Here is a 16,606-nt window from a genome sequence, read left to right as displayed (position 1 = left end):
AAATCTTCATTTTCAACCTTATTTTCACCAATTGTTGACTCCAAAGTATTATAAACACCAGCAATATAAGTTGCAGGATAGTTAGCATCAGAAATAAGCATCTCAGGTGTTGTTCCTCTTAAACCAAAATAACCATTACCTACAGTTAATAAAGATTCGATAGAATACTCTTCTTTTCCTTTAGGATAATCAAAATAAGAAATTGTCCATTTATGGTGTTCTTTTGCTTTGTTTAATTCATCAACTAAATCAGTTTCAGGATCATATTCAATAAATGGAAGATTTAATACTTCTGAAAAGCGATGACTCATTTTGTTTAATTCTGATGAAGCTAATTCCAAATTCAAAAATACGCCGCCATCATATTTTTTTGTTTCGCAAGCTTTCTTTATTATATCTAAAACTTGACCCTCTAAAAATTCCTTCATCGAAAATGACTCTTCAAATACATTAGATGTGATTTCTTTGCCTGATTGTACAATTTTTATTATTTCCATCTTCGTACCTCTTTCACTTGTATATACATTTATAACGTAATAATAGCAAAATTTATTTTTTTTGGCAAATCTATTATTTAATCATTTTTATTTACCATTCAATAAAGCTTGTTATATCAATATCATTTAATTAAAAGTATTATTATTTTTTAACTTTTTTATATAAAACGCTTGCAAAGAAATCTAAAAATCGGTATGATGTGATTACAAAAACAACTTGGATAGACAAGTTGAAAAAGGAGTGTAAAATATGGGAAAGTATAAACAAGATGCCGAGAATTTACTCGAGTTTGTTGGAGGCAAAGAAAATATTGCCGCGGTTAGTCACTGTGCAACTCGAATGAGGTTTGTTTTAAATGATGCCAGTAAAGCAAATGAAGAAAAAATTGACGACATCCCTAGTGTTAAAGGCATGTTCACTAATGCAGGACAATTTCAAGTTATTATCGGAAATGATGTTGGTGTTTTCTTCAATGATTTTTCTGATGTTTCAGGTATCTCTGGTGTATCAAAAGACGCAGGTAAACAAGCAGCCAAGCAAAATCTAAGTGTTGTGCAGCGGGCTGTTTCTGTTTTAGCAGAAGTTTTTGCACCAATTATTCCTGCAATTATTATTGGTGGGTTAATTCTTGGTTTTAGAAATATCTTAGATGGTATTCCAATTGATGCTTACGGCGGACAAACTATCATTCAACATTCCCAATTTTGGGCGGGTGTTCATAGTTTTCTATGGTTAATTGGTGAAGCAATCTTTCATTTTCTTCCTGTTGGTATTACTTGGAGTATTGCTAAGCGAATGGGCACAACTGAAATTCTTGGAATCGTTCTTGGGATTACATTAGTTTCCCCTCAATTACTTAACGCTTACGGTATGGCTGAAGTTGCTGCTGATAAAATTCCTTTTTGGGATTTTGGCTTTGCGCACGTACAAATGGTCGGTTATCAAGCTCAAGTTATCCCAGCCATGCTAGCAGGCTTTATGTTAGCCTATATGGAGATATTTTTTAGAAAAATTATTCCCCAATCCATATCGATGATTTTTGTTCCATTTTTCTCCCTTGTTCCAACTGTTTTAGCAGCTCATGTTATTTTAGGGCCGATTGGTTGGGCGATTGGTAGTCAAATTACAAACGTCGTATCTATAGCTATTGGATCAAGCTTTGCGTGGTTATTTGGACTCATTTACGGTACTTTCTATGCACCACTAGTTATTACTGGTTTACACCATTTAATGTTAACCATTGATTTGCAAATGATTGCTGATATTCACTACACAACTCTTTGGCCAATGGTCGCTTTATCTAATATTGCTCAAGGTTCAGCAGTTTTAGCAGTTGTTCTACTTCACAGAGGAAATAAAAAAGAAGAGCAAGTATCCATTCCTTCAACTATTTCAGCTTACCTGGGCGTAACCGAACCTGCCATGTTTGGGATTAACTTAAAATACTTGTACCCATTCGTTGCAGCAATGATAGGCTCTGGTATTGCTGGTTGTTACATTACTATTATGAATGTTAAAGCGACTGGTGTTGGTATTGGTGGTCTTCCTGCTCTTATTTCAATTAAAGACGGATCAAAAATGCACTTTTTCATTGGTATGATTATCGTCTTAATTGTTCCTTTTGTTTTAACTATTTTATTTAGAAAACATGGTATTTTAAATAAACTTGACCCAGTTAATGCAACACTCTCAAATGAACCAGTTTCTGAAAACTTAGACTCTAACTCTACAACAGCTACAGAAGTCAAAATTGAAAACTTTTATGCTCCTGCTGATGGTACTTGTCTACCAATTTCTGAAGTTAGTGACCCTGTCTTTTCGCAAAAAATGATGGGAGATGGTTTTGCTATCCAGCCTAATAACTCAAGTGTGTATTCACCTGTTGAAGGTATTGTGTCTAACATTTTTAATACCAAACATGCTATAGGTATTACTTCACAATCAGGTATTGAAGTTCTTGTTCATATGGGACTAGATACAGTTGAATTAAACGGAGAACCTTTTGATTTAGCTATTTCTGAAGGTGACAAAGTAACTCAAAACACATTAATTGCAGCGATGGATTTAGAAAAAATTCAAACCGCTGGGAAACAAACGGATATTATCGTTGCATTAACTAATATGGATAAAGCACCACATATTTCATTAAATAAAACACAATCTGTAACCCATTCAGAAAAAATTGGTGAAGCTGAAGTCTTTTAATACACTTCCTCCCCTTAATCCCCAAGTCAGAAGTAAAAAGCATTTTCATTAATTTGAAAGTGCTTTTTTCCATTTATCTCTCTAAAATAATCAAAATCCAAATAATTGTTTATCTTTTTCAATAGATGTACAATGAGTTTGTTCAAAAATATAAATTACTGGAGATGGTTTCAATGAAAAAAATTTACGAAACTACGATTATAAATACTGGCGGTCGCGCTGGAGAAGTTCACTCACCTGATGATTCTTTTACTTATAAGGTATCATCACCTGGAAGTAATATTGAAAATTCAACAAATCCAGAACAATTATTTGCAGCCGCATACAGCGCTTGTTTTAATGGAGCATTAGAGCTTGTGATGTCAAAAGCAAAAAATGTGAATCCAAGTACTGTTACTGCACACGTTTCTCTTTTTTCAGATATCAAAGAAGGTTTTTCAATTGCGGTTACCTTAGATGTTCACATTGATAATGTTGATTTAGAAACAGCCACTTCATTGATTGAAAAAGCTCATGACGTTTGTCCCTATTCAAAAGCAACTAGAAACAATGTTGACGTTACTCTAAACGTCATTTAATTATGTTTTGCATTCAAAATAAATGTATGTTATAGTGATAAAAATGAAAGTGAGGGATTCGTGTATTGAAAATCTAAGCCAATTTTTTAAGCAAATTGTATGTATGTACCTGTTATATCAACGGGAGCAGTCTGCAATTTGACAGAATTGGTAAGATGACAATACTATCCTTCTATCACGTAGAATACTGTCAATTTCTTAACAATCAGTTCTGTCAAAAGGACTGATTGTTTTTTTATATTTGAAAGGATGATGACAAATGTCTACAATCGAAATTAAACAACTAACTTTTAGTTATGACGGTGTTGGATTGACCCTTTTTGAAGATGTTAATCTAAATATCGATACCCATTGGAAACTTGGTCTAATCGGCAGAAACGGGCGAGGTAAAACAACTTTTTTTAAACTATTACAAAATCAATTGGAGTATTCCGGATCAATTACACATCAAATGGATTTTTCATACTTTCCACAAGTTATTGCTAATAAAGATAAAATGACCTATGAAATAATTGATGACTTAAAAGCTGGAGAATTATGGGAAGTAGAAAGAGAATTAACATTACTTGGTACAGATACTGATATTTTGTGGCGAAACTTTTCAAGTCTTTCAGGTGGTGAACAAACAAAGATTCTTTTAGCTATTCTGTTTTCGCAAGATACTTATTTCCCACTTATTGACGAGCCTACTAATCATTTAGATGCTGCTGGTAGAAAACAAGTCGCAGAATACTTAAATAAGAAAAAAACTGGTTTTATTGTCATCAGTCATGATAGGAAATTTATCGATGAAGTCTGTAATCATATTCTTGCGATTGATAAAAACCAAATTAGTATCTCTCAAGGAAACTATTCTACTTACCAATTTCAAAAAGAACGACAAGATGAATCTGAACAGGATAAAAATGAAAAACTAAAAAAAGAAGTCGGGCGCTTAAAACAAACCGCAGCAAAAAAAGCCGAATGGTCACATTCTCGTGAAGGTGATAAGTATGGTAACCCAAATGTTAAGAATAGTGGCAGTATTGGTGATACAGGATTTATTGGCGCAAGAGCAGCCAGATCAATGAAAAAATCTAAAAACCTACTAAACCGAATGGATAAAGAAATTGATGAAAAAGAAAAATTGTTGAAGAATATTGAGTACATTGATCCATTAACAATGAATTATCAGCCTTCTCATCAAAAAACTTTACTAACTGTTGAAGACTTTACCTTGTCATTTGGCGATGATTTACTATTTAAACCTGTCTCTTTTGATATTAAACAAGGCGAACGAGTAGCGATTACAGGTGCAAATGGAGTTGGAAAAACTTCTTTTGTTAAAGCATTGCTGGGACAGTTCGAAGGCAACATTAATGGTCAATTAACCAAAACAACAAATGATAAATGGAGCTTAGTTAGACAAAATTATGAAGTTAACAAAGGTCTACTTAAAGATTTTTGTGAAAATAATCAATTAGATTATCAAGATTTTTTAAGCAATATTAAAAAACTAGGTCTTGAAAGAGAACTATTTAACAATAAAATTGAAACAATGAGTATGGGACAGAGAAAAAAAGTTGAAGTAGCAAAATCATTAACTGTTGAGACCCCCTTTTATTTATGGGATGAACCTCTCAACTATCTCGATATTTTTAACTACGAGCAATTAGAAGAAATCATTCTTCTAAAAGAACCTACCATGATTTTTATTGAACATGATGACTCATTTATTGAAAAAATCGCAACAAAAGTCATTAAGTTAGAAAGAATTTAAAAAAACTGTTGGTATTCCCTACTAGGAATACCAACAGTTTTTAGTTTTATAATGGGAATAAATATACTTTTGAATAAGGTGTATAGCTATAAATTTCCGAAATTTTAACCGTTGGCCATGTACAATGGAAGAATCGATTTTGATAACCTGTATCTCCCCAGAAAACACCAATATGAGGGTCTGGTGAAGGTTTACTAAAGTCAGCTTCTAAATAGATAATATCACCTTTTTTAGCTTTTCCACTTGCAATTAATTGACCTATTGTCGAAAATGTTTCATAATCTATATTTTTAGTTAATGCATTTCGCCAGTTATAAGCATTAGCTGCACCACCCCAACTATTAGAAACTTGGGTAATCTTATTAAGATTTGAACCACCTTCTCGGTAAGCGTAGGCAACAAATCCAGTACAATTCATGCCTGGTCCATAGCCATTTGGTCTACCATTTGGGCTCATAGAATAAGCTGGGTCATACGAAAGACCTCTAAAGGGTGTACCTTTATAAAAGCTATCATATTCGTGTGATTTTAAATGGTTAAGCACTCTGTCTCTTGTTGTTCCTAAATAATCAGCAGCCGTTGTTTTAAATTTAACCGCACTTGAATTAAGGTAACCCAACCAGCTACCAGAATTATCATAAAGGGAGTAATAAACATCACCATTAAAGTGATTATAGTAACCACCTACTCGGTATTTCTTGTTAACCATACCAGCAGTTGTTCCCTTTTTACTCCAATTAAAATTACTCCAAAGTGTATATCCACTTTTTACTACGGTTCCTTGTTGATTCATTCTAAACCAAATACCTTGTTTACCTGGTGCTTTTTGAGCCCCACCATCGTTTAGATAACCTTGCCAGTTACCTTTGTTATCATATAAGGAATAATAAATTGAACCATTCATGTGATGGTAGTAACCTTTAACTTGATACGTTTTATTTAACAGACTTGAGCTGGATTTTTTCTTTTTCCAATTAAAATTTTGCCAAACACTATAATTTCCTTTGGTAACAGTTACAAAATCATTTGATGAAATAAAAGCACCTTGTCTTCCAGTTCCTTCTTTCACTGCATTTTTATTGACATAACCAAACCACTTATTATTATCGTCATATAGAGAATAGTAGGTCGAACCATTTAAATGTTCATATCTACCAGTTACTTTAAATGTCCTATTTATTAAGCTAGATGCCTGATGTCTAACTTGCCAATTAAAATTAGAATACGTCGGATAATTTTTATTAGTAATAGTCACATATTTAGTTGTTTTTATCCAAGGACCTTGTCTTCCTTCTGTTTCAGTTACTGCATTTTTATTAACATATCCAAGCCATGTACCACTACCATCAAATAAAGAATAATAAACTGATCCGTTGAAATGACGGTAGTACCCTTGAGCATGTACTGTTTTATTTATTAAATTAGTTGTATTATTTTTTTCTGTCCAACTAAAATTAGCCCATATAGAATAATTTTTCTTTGAAATGGTCACATACTTATCCAGTTTCAACCAAGGACCTTGTCTTCCATCACCAATCTTTACATCTTTATCCTCTACATAGCCTTGCCAATTATTTTTATTATCAAATAAAGAATAATATGTTTTTCCATTAAAATGATGATAAACTTCCTTTGCGTGGAGTGTTTCCTCAAAAATGGTCTCAGTAACTTTCTTTATTTCCCATGAAAAATTACTATATATAGAAACAGACTGGTCTTTTAATGCAACGAATTCATTGTTTTTTTGAGCAATTCCTTGCTCACCTTCTGCTTCTTCTACTCCTTCTTTTGCCACATAACCGATAACATTATTTTCTTTACTATATAAAAGAAAATATACTTTTCCCTCTTTTGTTGTCGCTATTTCTTTTACTGAAAAAGTCTGATTAATCAAGTGTTCTGTCGTTGTACTAGGCTCTTTATCAATTTCTTGCCAAATTTTTTCATCAGCTTTAACTATTGTGACATACTTATTATCAACTTCTTCTTTAAGAATATCGTCTGTTTCAGCTGTTTCTTCTGTTTCCGTCACACTTGATTCTGTCGTCTCAACCGTTTTGCTTGCTTCTTTTGATTGCGATATAACTTTTTCACTTGAGATTGACGTTTTCTCTGCTTCTGATTGTTGAATTGAAGTTGAATCTTGCACTTCACTTACACTCGTTATTGAGTTTTCTGCAAATGCTAAACTTGGAAAAAGTAGTAACAACAACGCAGATAATTTAACCGCTTTCTTTTTCATATCCATCCCCCTATTTGACCAACATTTTCACTTCTTGTGTTCCATTTAACCTTATTACTAATTTTAACACACTCATTTTATTATCTAAAGCTTCTAAAGAATAAAATAACAGTCTTTTAATTTGTTTACTTCAATGTTATACAAAAAAAGATGAATACTAAAAAGTATCCATCTCTAAAAACACAATTATTTATTTATTCCTATATGAAAGAGCTAATTTAACACTTTCTTCTGCTAGTACATTTTGCGGATCAATAACGTGGTTATTTTGATAATTTTCCATATCTTCCATTAAAGAAAGTTCTGTACAACCAAGAATAACCACTTCGCAATTTAATTCAGTAAACATTTTATTAATAATTTGATCGTACAGCTCTTTATCAAGAAAGTTTTGTTGTTTTATTTTATCAAAAATCAATGTACTTACCATTCGCTGAATCTCAAGTGTTGGATGGACTAAATCGTAGCCTTCCTCCAAAATAAATGGATCATATATTTTATTTTTGATTGTTCCCTCCGTGCCAATAATACCAACTTTTGTTCCTTTAGGATACGTCTTGGTAACCTCTTTAACAGCAAGCTTTGGCATATGAAGAATGGGAACATCCGTTGCTTTTTCTAATTCTTTAAAAAAATAATGTGCTGTATTACACGTTAAGACAAAGAAGTTCGGATTCAAAGCACTTTGTGTTTTAAACGTATCTAAAAGATAGGGTAGTGGATTAATAGTCTCTTCTCTACTCATTAAGTACGTACTTCTATCAGGGATTGTCGAGTAATTGACCAAAATATAATTCAAATAATCTTGGTCATTTTTAGCAGGTGTCTTCTGGTTAATTTGTTTAATGTATAGCTCTGTGGCTATCGTTCCCATGCCACCGATAATTGTAAAAAAGTTATCCATACTGCTTACCTCCCGACACGATCACCATATTGTTTAAACGCTTTTCGATAATAGCGGAACATTCTTTGAAGTAAAAGATAACGCTTAATGCTCTTATCTCCTTCATAATAGAATGTATAGCCAAAACGTTTTTCAGCAATCATTTGTTTTGCTTTTTCTTTATATTTTGATTCAGGTGTATATTTCTCAAAAACATCAACTGGTACATTTAACCATAATTTTCCATCTTTATCAGGAATATCAGCTAATAACACATCAGCATCTTTCAAGTCATCGTATACGTAATCACGAACAACCCACTCTGCCAAATTTAATCCATTTAACGACACAAAAAAGCTACTTCTTCCTTGTCTTAAATTGATTTCAAAAAACTTATAAGTATTATCTTTAATATCATACTTCAAATCAAAATTAGCAAAACCAGTATAGTTAATATCTTCTAGGAAATACTTAACTTGATTAAATATCTCCTCATTATAATCTGGAATAATCGCTAAATAATTACCAATACCTAATGGCGTTGGATCTGCTAAAACAGCATTACCCAGACACATCATTTTTACTTTATGATCTTTATCCACGTAGACATTTAAGACACGCATTGGACTAGCATCACCTTGAACAAATTCTTGTAAAATCATGTTGTCTTCGTAACCATCTTTATAAATACCATGAATAACACGGTTATACTCTGTCATGTTATCAATAATATAAACTTTTTCTTTAATTGGTGATTTAAAATCATTCCAAGTGACACTATTAGCCGATTTTAAAGCAACTGGAAACTCATAAGGTTGTAATTCAGCCTTTTCTTCAACCATTGCTTTAGTAATGATTTTAGTTTTTGGATATGGTAAATTGTATTTCTCACAAATTGCGTAGAAACTTTCTTTATTCTCTAACTCTTTTTCAAGCTTTGTATCAATGTAGGGACAAATAAAAGTTTTAGATAATTCATCTCTATGTCTAGATATTAATTCAGTATACCAATCACCCATTCCCATTAAAATAACGGGAACATCAGAATTTTCATATTCTTTTGCAATTTTTCTCATTTTATCAATAAAGGTTGGATCAGTATCGAAATTAGCAACATACTCAATGTCTAAAATACTAGAATATTTGGTTGGTGCAATTTGGGCACTTGCTATTACTCTTATGGGTTTGTTCGTTAACTCATAAAAAGACCGAGCCATTCCATATAGATTCAAATCGCCACCTAGTAATACTGGAATAAAGTCCTTTTTAGTTGTTGTCAAATCAATCTATTCCCTTCTCTAATTAGTTTTCTATAAAGAATACTTGATACCACGCAATGAAGGTATAAATTGTAAATATTTTTTGCATATTTGCAATTCCTTGTTTTTGTTCCTCAAGTAATTTATTTAGGTAATCCACATTGAAGAATTTTTGAGCAATCTCAGAATTAAACGCTTCTTTAATCATTGCTTGATATTTATCTTCTTTTAACCAAGTTGCTAATGGTGATGGGAATCCTAGTTTTTCTCTGTTTACAATGCGCTCTGGTAACTGGCTTTCCGATGCTTGACGCCAAGCTACTTTAGTCACACCATCTTTCACACGAGTGTTAGTAGGCATCTTTTGAGCAATTGCAGCTACTTCCTTGTCAACCAAAGGGGTACGAACTTCTAAAGAATTTGCCATGCTCATACGATCTGCTTTATGTAAAATGTCATAAGCTAACCAAGCATGAATATCAAAATGTTGCATTTGTGTAATGGCATCTTGATCTTTTGCCTCAGCAAATAATTTTTTGACAAAACTAGACGAAGATTTATTGTATTTATTGTCTCTTAATAATTCGTCTCTTTCTGCTTGATTAAAGACATAGTTTACACGGTAATATCTTTCACTAATATCTTGAGCCCCACGAACTAAGAATCTTCTACCATGGAAATGAGGCAAACGTTTAGCTGTTTGAGCAAACAATTTTCTCATTGGTAAAGTAGTATATCTTTCATATTTATCAAATGTATTAGCTTCTAAATATGTATTGTATCCACCAAAGAACTCGTCTGCACCTTCGCCAGAAAGAGCAACTTTAACATGTTTACTTGTTTCTTTTGATAAGAAATAAAGTTGTAACGCTGAAGGATTAGATAATGGTTCATCCATGTGATACATTGCCTTTGGAATAATATTGAAGAAATCTTCATCATCAATCATGATCGGCACATTTTTTTGTTTGATTTCTTCTGCAAATTGTTCCGCCCAAGGTAGTTCACTAATTCTCTCATCATCAAAACCTAAAGAGAATGATGTGATATCACGGTCTTTTGATGCTTCATTTAAAATATAACTTGAATCAATCCCACTTGATAAGAAACTTCCTACTTCAACATCAGCAATCATATGTTTTTTGACTGATTCTTGAACGGTTTCAACAATTTGTTTTTTAGCTGTTTCCATATCAACAGATTTATCTTCTTTGAATTCAAAATGATAATATTCTTGAATAGATAATTTATTATTTTTAAATTTGAAGAAATGTCCTGGATTTAATTTGTACACATTTTTAAACATTGTTTCATCACTTGGAATGTATTCAAAACTTAAATGAATAGGTAATAGTTCTTCATTTAATTCTTTAACAAATCCTGGATGGTCTAAAAATGCTTTGATTTCAGATCCCCACATAAAGTTTTCTTCATCTTTGTAATAATATAAAGGTTTAATACCAAAATGGTCTCTTGCTCCAAAAACTTCTTGATTTTTTTTGTCATAAATAACAAAAGCATACATTCCACGAATACGGTCTAATAAGCCTTCGCCCCAAGCATCGTAGCCATGAATTAAAACTTCAGAATCCACATCTGTTTTAAATGTATAACCTAAACCAATTAATTCTTCTCTTAATTCTAAATAATTGTAAATTTCACCATTAAAAGTTAATACTTTAGTATCATCTTGATTACTCATTGGTTGAGCTCCATGGTCTAAATCGATGATTGATAATCTTCTAAATCCCATAGCAATTGAATCATCTTGATAAAAGCCCTCATCATCTGGTCCTCTATGAACAATTCTATCTGTCATTTTTTTTAGCGTTTCTGACGCGATTGTTGAATGATTAATATATCCTACAAATCCACACATTCTAAAATCCTCCGTTTATCTAATAATTTAAAAGAGCATTTCTTGGCTCTTCAACATGTAGCGTTTCAATTTACAAGTATACTGGAAAAAAGCAATAAATTAAAGACTTACACTCATTCTTTTCATATTATTAACACTTTTTTATAGATTTTTTCACGCTATTGAAGAAAAAAACATCAAATCTTTTTGACTTTTTTTTAATCATTAGAGTTTAATCACTACTTCTACCATAGAATTATCAATAATTTGAAAATAAATTTTACCAAAATGTCTTTTTACAATTTGCTCAGCAATCGTCAACCCAAGACCATGCCCATTCTCTTGTTTTTCACTACCTCGATTAAATGCATCAAAAATATGTGACATTCTCACTTCGTCTATTTCAAAATTAGGTGTGTTCCTAACACTAACTTCATAATTATTTCCAACTTTTTTTAGATGAACATCTATCACAGAATTATCAGCACTATATTTTGACGCATTGTCTATTAAAATTTTCATTAACTGCAACAATCTTTGATAATCACCTACAAACATCGGCTCTTCATTTATATCACTTTCAAAAGAAATCGATTGATTTTTATCCTTTAATATTGGGCGGTACGATCTCATACTATCTTGGATCACATAATTCAGATTTAATTCTTCAGTTATTATTGAAAATTCTGTTGACTGTAAACGACTAAGTTCTAGTAAATCATTTACTAGTAAGTTAAGTTGCTCTGTTTCTTTCATCAAATGATGTATATAATCCTTTTTTTCAGTTTCATTTAAAAAATCGCTATTCAATGTTTCAAGAGAATTTTTAATCACCATAACTGGCGTTCTTAATTCGTGAGAAATTTGTGATAAAAATAATTTCTGACTTTTCTCTTTATTATCCTGTTCATTTTTAGCAAAAGCTAACCGATCACTTAAAACAGCTAATTTACTTCCCAAAGTAGCTAGCTCATCTTTGGTTTTTATATCCAGTGTACTACTGTATTTCTGCTTAATTAAATCATCAGTAAATTGTTCCATATCATGGATTGGTTTAACAAATTTTTTAGCCATTCCAATCGAAATAAAAACCGTAATAATTAATGCTATACTCACACTCCAAATTAATAAATGATAATCCGCAAAAGATTGGGTCAGCGTTTTATCTTTTCGAGATAACACTATCACACTACCATACATTTTATTTTGATCATTTACTAGGGGAACACCATAACCAAGTCTTTTGTTATTTCCTAAATCCCCTTGCTCAAAAAACAACGGCTTTCTTTTCTCGTTAATTTTTCCCAAGATTTCTAAGGCATCTGAATCAAGTTCGTTAATATTCTCATCCATCATATGACCACTATACAAGGGTGTACCTGATTCATCTACTATATAGATATCGTCTTTTGATAGTTTACCAATCAAATTTAAGTAAGAATTTGATGTATTCTGGTGATTCATTCGTCCCATCATTCTCCCATGACCAGACATGTTTTCGTTCTTTTCAGTCATGTTTTCTTCTGAAACCAAATTTTCAGCAATTATATCCCCTTGCTCTTTCAATTGCTCTTGTTGAATAATCGTTACCTGTTTATTTAATAAAGTAAAAAATATAGCCAACATAACTCCTGCAAACAAAACCAGAATAGTTGTGTAATTTCTAATTAGACGAGTGACTATTTTTCGTTCTTTCATTCATTTATCACCTCAAATAAATATCCTTTTCCCCAAATCGTTTTGATTTGCCAATTGGTCTTTTCATTTGTCTTTAATTTCTCTCTTAATCGTTTAATATGACTGTCTACAGTTCTAAAATCACCAAAATAATCGATTCCCCAAACAATATCTAATAAATGATCTCTTGTAAACACTTGATTAGGATGATTAATAAAATGATGTAATAACTCAAACTCTTTTTTAGTCACATGGACCGATTGTTCAAATAAACTAACTTCATAAGTTTTCGCCTCGACAATCAATCCTATTAATTCTTTTTTATTCTTTTGATGAGGTTCCACTCGTCTCATAATAGCTCGAATTCTTGCAGCTATTTCCTTATGGGAGAATGGCTTAACAATATAATCATCTGCTCCAACATCCAAGCCAAGGATCTTGTCATGATCTTCACTTTTAGCTGTAATCATAATAATCGGAACCATTGATGACTGCCTAATTGTTTGACATACTTCAAAACCATCTATTCCAGGTAACATAATATCAAGCAAAACTAAATCAATGATTTCTTGATCAAAAAAAGCTAAGCCTATTTCTCCAGTCTCAGCCTCAAGAACATCATAGCCTTCATTTTCTAAAAAACGACTCAACATACTTCTTAATTGTTTATTATCCTCTACAAGCAATAGTTTCATGATAATCTCCTGTTATATTTTTTATGACATAATTCTGCCACATTTGTCTTATATACTTACTATATCAAATAATTGTAGAAGGTAGAGATAAAAAATGAAAAGAAAAATGATTATCGCAAGTATTTTAAGTGTGTTGAGTATTTTTTTAGTGGCAGGAACAATAACTCTAGCAAGTACTACCAATCAAAATTCAAACACATCTGAGAAAACTGTTTCCAAAACTTATTGTGAAGTAGAAAATCATCCAATGCAAGATGGATCAACCTATTGTAAAGGAACTAAAAGTGGTTATCACAACAATCAATGTGATTACTATGAAGAAGTAAAAAATGACACAAATACCAAAAACAAAACTAGTGAAAACCAAGCTACTGGCAGCACTGTTTCAGAAGAAAACCAAAATTATCAACAAAATTCAAATGGATGTCACAGAAATGGTCCTATGAATGGGAATGGTCATCGAAATGGAAATCATGGACGTGGTCATGGAAGAATGAACAACTACAACTAAATAACAACCAGTAAAAAAAGAGCTAACAATTTCCTTACAAAATTGTTAGCTCTTTTTTCATCTTATAACTGTACTTTGAAAGCATCCTTTAATAAAATGGACTAAAAGGAGGAATGACAAATGCCCTCATACGCTATTCCATTATCAACTGCATTTTTTGCTTTTGCCATTATCGCATTTTTAGGAACAGTACCTTGGACCATTTATCAATACCGAAAACACGGTTATTTTAGTTTTTGGCGAAATTTAGTTATTTTTAGTTTTATTTATTACTGCTTAACAGCCTTTTTCTTAGTAAGTTTACCACTTCCAAAAGATAGAAATAATACATTAGAGTTTAAAAATCATATTTTCACTCAATTAAAACCATTTAACATGATTCATAATTTTAAAGAAGTTCCTGGATTTCAACCTACTAACATTAAAACCTATCCAACACTTCTTAAATCTTTTACCTTTTTAGAGGTTGCTTTCAATGTTGCATTACTTTTTCCCTTAGGTGTCTATTTACGCTATTTTCTAAAGAAAGCTAGTAAATGGTACTTAGCCTTATTCATCACATTTTCTGTTACTCTATTTTTTGAAGTATCTCAATTAACTGCTCTTTTTGGCTACTATGCCTATCCGTATCGCTTATTTGATGTTGATGACTTACTCATGAATACCTTGGGTGGAATGATTGGTTTCTTTACCGCTCCTATTTTACTCATGCTAATTCCTAGCCGTGATCAAATTAAACAAAAAGACACCCTATATCAACATAATCAGTTAGCCTCATACGGTGCTCAACTTTTAGAAATATTCGTTAGCATGATGATTGCTAGATTTATTGGTTCTATTCTTTCCATGATTTTTTATCAAGGAAATCATTTATTTGTTTTTAATACTCTTAGCGTCTTTTTCTTTATCGTGATTTTCCCTGTGTTAACTAATGGAAAAACATTAGGTGGGAAACTAGTTAAAATCAAATTTTCTATGGCAACGTCAAAAGATATATTAAAACTAACTTATCGTTTTATCATTATTTATTTTCCTTCAGTTATTAGTCAACTAACTATTGTGATGAATAGTAAACCCTCTGAAAATATTTACATTGTGTCAACTCAACTAATTCTTTTCTTAGCTTCCTTTACCATTTGGTCAATCTTTTGGATTCTACTCATTAGGGATTGGGTTAAGAAAAAATCTGAACCATTTTTTAATCGTCTCGTACCACTAACATTAAAAAGATACTAAAAAATGAGATTAACTCTAAAATTAAAGAGTTAATCTCATTTTGATTTTTTATTTTAAAATCTCAGTGGCATCAGCATTTAAGTAGCCTAACCAATTATCATCTTTGTCGAACAATGAAAAATAAGTGTTACCATTTCCATGCTCGTAACGACCTCTTGCTATGTATTGTTCGTTCATTAATTTAGTCGTATTTCCTTTAACTTTATTAAAGCCAAAGTTGCCCCAAAGAGAATAATTTTTTTTCACAATTGAAACTGTTCGACCATCTGATATATATGCACCTTGTTTACCACCGCCAAATTTCACTGAGTCTGATTTAGCATAACCTTGCCACTTATTTTGATTATCATACAACGAATAATAGGTTTTACCATTCATATGTTGGTATCTCCCGCGTGCTTGGAATGTTTTTTCAAATACATCATTGGTTGACTTTCTAACCTTCCAATTGAAATCATTATATAAATCATCTTTATCAGCTATCACCGTAGCATAGCGTCCGTCTGATAGATACGCTCCTTGAGCACCTTCGCCGATCTTCACTCCATTTTCATTAATGTAACCATACCATGTATCCTTTTCATCATATAAAGACAGGTAAGTTGCTCCATTAAAGTTTTCATAACGCCCCTTAGCTAAAAATGTTTTATCATAAATATTTTCAGTCGACTCTTTCTTTACCCAAGAGAAATTACGCCAAGAATCATAGCCTTTTTTACTTACAGTGACATAACGGCCATCTGATATATATGCACCATTCTTACTATCAATTGTTTTAGCAGCTCGTACATTTAAATAACCTAACCAAGTTCCTTTATTGTCATAAAGTGAATAGTAAGTATCACCATTAAAATGTTCATATCTACCTTTAGCTTGGTACGTTTTTTGATACAAGTCTTTAGTTTGTGCTTTTACTTTACTAAAATCCAAATTATTCCAAACCGTATAATTATCTTTACTAATTGACACATAACGACCATCTGATAGGTAGTTACCTTCTGGACCTTTTAAGTCTGAAGTTGCTTCTGCATTTAAATAACCATACCATTTACCATCAGCATCATATAACGAAAAGTAAGTTGCCCCATTTTGGTGTTGATAGCGTCCTTTAGCTTGGAATTTCTTTTTATATAAATTATCTGTTGTATCTCGGTATTTCCAATCAAAATTTGACCATGTAGAGTAACCTTTTTTAGTAATCTCTA

The 16,606-nt window shown here is 31.8% G+C and carries 11 protein-coding genes and 2 pseudogenes; 5 read left to right on the top strand and 8 right to left on the bottom strand.

Annotation, left to right across the window (positions count from 1 at the left end; translation table 11 throughout):
* Nucleotides 1-497 (bottom strand): annotated as a pseudogene (locus tag RR554_RS00960) (hypothetical protein); the annotation flags it as partial.
* A gap of 250 nt (nt 498-747) precedes the next feature.
* Here RR554_RS00960 and treP point away from each other — a divergent pair.
* From treP to abc-f, 3 genes are all read left to right on the top strand, one after another.
* The gene (treP, locus tag RR554_RS00955) at nt 748-2,703 is read left to right on the top strand and encodes a PTS system trehalose-specific EIIBC component (RefSeq protein ID WP_332462048.1); all 1,956 of its coding nucleotides are present in this window, start codon (nt 748-750) and stop codon (nt 2,701-2,703) included.
* A gap of 173 nt (nt 2,704-2,876) precedes the next feature.
* Nucleotides 2,877-3,281 carry an organic hydroperoxide resistance protein gene (locus RR554_RS00950; protein WP_332467234.1) on the top strand — a complete coding sequence of 135 codons (405 nt, stop codon included), beginning with the start codon at nt 2,877-2,879 and terminating at the stop codon, nt 3,279-3,281.
* Nucleotides 3,282-3,540: 259 nt separating this feature from the next.
* Entirely contained in the window at nt 3,541-5,040 is a 1,500-nt protein-coding gene (gene abc-f, locus RR554_RS00945; RefSeq protein ID WP_332467233.1) for a ribosomal protection-like ABC-F family protein, read from the top strand.
* Nucleotides 5,041-5,086: 46 nt separating this feature from the next.
* Here abc-f and RR554_RS00940 read toward each other — a convergent pair whose 3' ends face one another.
* From RR554_RS00940 to RR554_RS00915, 6 genes are all read right to left on the bottom strand, one after another.
* Complete coding sequence (locus RR554_RS00940) at nt 5,087-7,282, bottom strand: hypothetical protein (protein ID WP_332467232.1); 2,196 nt, start codon at nt 7,280-7,282, stop codon at nt 5,087-5,089.
* Nucleotides 7,283-7,472: 190 nt separating this feature from the next.
* Complete coding sequence (locus RR554_RS00935) at nt 7,473-8,186, bottom strand: aspartate/glutamate racemase family protein (protein ID WP_332467231.1); 714 nt, start codon at nt 8,184-8,186, stop codon at nt 7,473-7,475.
* A gap of 5 nt (nt 8,187-8,191) precedes the next feature.
* Nucleotides 8,192-9,445, bottom strand: a complete 1,254-nt coding sequence (locus RR554_RS00930; RefSeq protein WP_443081307.1) for a carboxylate--amine ligase — start codon at nt 9,443-9,445, stop codon at nt 8,192-8,194.
* Nucleotides 9,446-9,467: 22 nt separating this feature from the next.
* Nucleotides 9,468-11,303, bottom strand: coding sequence for an asparagine synthase (glutamine-hydrolyzing) (gene asnB, locus RR554_RS00925; RefSeq protein WP_332462053.1), 1,836 nt, complete (start codon nt 11,301-11,303; stop codon nt 9,468-9,470).
* 204 nt (nt 11,304-11,507) lie between these two features.
* Nucleotides 11,508-12,980: a sensor histidine kinase gene (locus tag RR554_RS00920; protein WP_332467230.1), complete on the bottom strand. Its 1,473-nt coding sequence runs from the start codon at nt 12,978-12,980 to the stop codon at nt 11,508-11,510.
* The gene (locus tag RR554_RS00915) at nt 12,977-13,654 is read right to left on the bottom strand and encodes a response regulator transcription factor (RefSeq protein WP_332467229.1); all 678 of its coding nucleotides are present in this window, start codon (nt 13,652-13,654) and stop codon (nt 12,977-12,979) included. Before RR554_RS00915 ends, RR554_RS00920 begins: the two co-directional genes overlap by 4 nt.
* A 94-nt stretch (nt 13,655-13,748) precedes the next feature.
* Between RR554_RS00915 and RR554_RS00910 the strand changes: the two genes are divergently transcribed.
* A complete protein-coding gene (locus RR554_RS00910; RefSeq protein ID WP_332462057.1) occupies nt 13,749-14,165 on the top strand; it encodes a hypothetical protein in 417 nt (138 codons plus the stop codon).
* Between the two features lie 120 nt (nt 14,166-14,285).
* On the top strand, nt 14,286-15,401 hold the full coding sequence (locus tag RR554_RS00905; protein ID WP_332462058.1) for a VanZ family protein: 1,116 nt from the start codon (nt 14,286-14,288) through the stop codon (nt 15,399-15,401).
* Nucleotides 15,402-15,449: 48 nt separating this feature from the next.
* On the opposite strand, the pseudogene RR554_RS00900 reads toward RR554_RS00905, so the two are convergent.
* Nucleotides 15,450-16,606 (bottom strand): annotated as a pseudogene (locus RR554_RS00900) (hypothetical protein); the annotation flags it as partial.

Source organism: Vagococcus sp. (genome assembly GCF_036639995.1).
In the GTDB taxonomy this organism is placed as follows: Bacteria; Bacillota; Bacilli; order Lactobacillales; family Vagococcaceae; genus Vagococcus.
The sequence above is the reverse complement of the archived record's forward strand: the minus strand, read 5'-3'. Positions and strand labels throughout refer to the sequence as shown.

Coding starts and splice junctions, on each gene's coding strand:
- treP (WP_332462048.1), top strand. CDS start 748: ATGGGAAAGTATAAACAAGATGCCGAGAATTTACTCGAGTTTGTTGGA.
- RR554_RS00950 (WP_332467234.1), top strand. CDS start 2,877: ATGAAAAAAATTTACGAAACTACGATTATAAATACTGGCGGTCGCGCT.
- abc-f (WP_332467233.1), top strand. CDS start 3,541: ATGTCTACAATCGAAATTAAACAACTAACTTTTAGTTATGACGGTGTT.
- RR554_RS00940 (WP_332467232.1), bottom strand. CDS start 7,282: ATGAAAAAGAAAGCGGTTAAATTATCTGCGTTGTTGTTACTACTTTTT.
- RR554_RS00935 (WP_332467231.1), bottom strand. CDS start 8,186: ATGGATAACTTTTTTACAATTATCGGTGGCATGGGAACGATAGCCACA.
- asnB (WP_332462053.1), bottom strand. CDS start 11,303: ATGTGTGGATTTGTAGGATATATTAATCATTCAACAATCGCGTCAGAA.
- RR554_RS00920 (WP_332467230.1), bottom strand. CDS start 12,980: ATGAAAGAACGAAAAATAGTCACTCGTCTAATTAGAAATTACACAACT.
- RR554_RS00915 (WP_332467229.1), bottom strand. CDS start 13,654: ATGAAACTATTGCTTGTAGAGGATAATAAACAATTAAGAAGTATGTTG.
- RR554_RS00910 (WP_332462057.1), top strand. CDS start 13,749: ATGAAAAGAAAAATGATTATCGCAAGTATTTTAAGTGTGTTGAGTATT.
- RR554_RS00905 (WP_332462058.1), top strand. CDS start 14,286: ATGCCCTCATACGCTATTCCATTATCAACTGCATTTTTTGCTTTTGCC.